1 protein-coding gene is annotated in these 1,366 nt (G+C 38.6%); it reads right to left on the bottom strand.

What is annotated here, in order from left to right; translation table 11 throughout:
• The coding region (locus tag FTU91_RS16380) for a nucleotide sugar dehydrogenase (protein ID WP_180082856.1) at positions 1 to 844 on the bottom strand (844 nt) is incomplete at its 3' end.
• Positions 845 to 1,366 lie beyond the last annotated feature (522 nt).

Below are 1,366 nucleotides of genomic sequence, written 5' to 3'. Positions count from 1 at the left end.
TTTCAGGGTGATAACCAATCGCTTGCGCTTTATGGGTGAGATAGTACGGATCGACCCCGATACAGTGCCCGCCGACCAGACCCGGACGAAACGGCAGGAAGTTCCATTTCGTGCCTGCAGCCTCAAGCACCGCTTCAGTATCAATCCCCATTTTATTGAAGATCAAGGCCAGCTCGTTAATCAGCGCGATATTGACATCCCGCTGGGTATTTTCAATGACTTTGGCTGCTTCAGCTACTTTAATGCTGCTGGCTTTATGCGTTCCGGCTTCAATAATCAGGTTATAGACCTGATCGACAAAATCAGCGACTTCAGGCGTAGAACCTGAAGTGATTTTGAGAATATTGGTCACGCGGTGCAATTTGTCACCCGGATTAATGCGCTCTGGACTATAACCAGCAAAGAAATCCTGATTGAATTTCAAGCCTGAAACTTTTTCCAGCTCAGGAATGCACACCTCTTCAGTGGCTCCCGGATAAACCGTTGATTCATAAACAACAATGTCGCCGTCTTTTAGCACTTTACCAATACTTTGCGAGGCTTTGACCAATGGCGTCAGATCCGGCTGTTTATATTCATCAATCGGGGTTGGTACCGTCACAATAAAGAAGTTGCAATCTTTTAGATCTTCTAGATTTGCAGTATAGGTTAAATGAGTAGATTGTTTTAATTCTTCAGGTGAGACCTCTAAGGTATGGTCTTGACCGCTTTTTAATTCATCAATACGCTTTTGATGAATATCGAAACCAACAACAGAAACCTGTTTTCCAAACTCTACAGCTAAGGGTAAACCGACATAACCTAGCCCAATAACGGCAATCTTAAGTTCTGATAGAGTTAGCATTTTTGAGCCTTGCTTATTTATATAATGTAAAAAGGAAATAAAAACGGGACTAACTATACCAGAACCTCCCGTCTTTTTTGTTACTATTTTATATATAAATCAATTAAAAATTTAATGAAATTAATCAAAAAAATCTCTTTAATTTAATTCTTAAACTCTCAGATGAGGTGCCAAAGATAAATTGAGGAAAAGAAGCAAGATGAGATAACATTTTGGTTCCGACTGACCAAAGTCAAAATTACATAATAAAGGATAAATACAGACTTACAGATGTCCAATGGGCAAAAATGGCATCTCATTGCTTAACCGGAGGTTCTGTATTGACATAACCATTTGGTAACTACCGTCACACTTTTAGCTTAAATAAAGTTTCAATTTCTTTTAAAGAAAGATTTTAGGACTTACGCATTGACGGATTCAAAAAAGTATTAAAATACTTTATAAAGTATCTGTGATCAGACGAATTAAAAATGCTTCTACAGCAACTTGTACTCTACCCATTTATATGGGCTTTCTCATGAC

This window comes from Acinetobacter sp. YH12201 (assembly GCF_013418145.1).
Taxonomy (GTDB): domain Bacteria; phylum Pseudomonadota; class Gammaproteobacteria; order Pseudomonadales; family Moraxellaceae; genus Acinetobacter.
The sequence above is the reverse complement of the archived record's forward strand: the minus strand, read 5'-3'. Positions and strand labels throughout refer to the sequence as shown.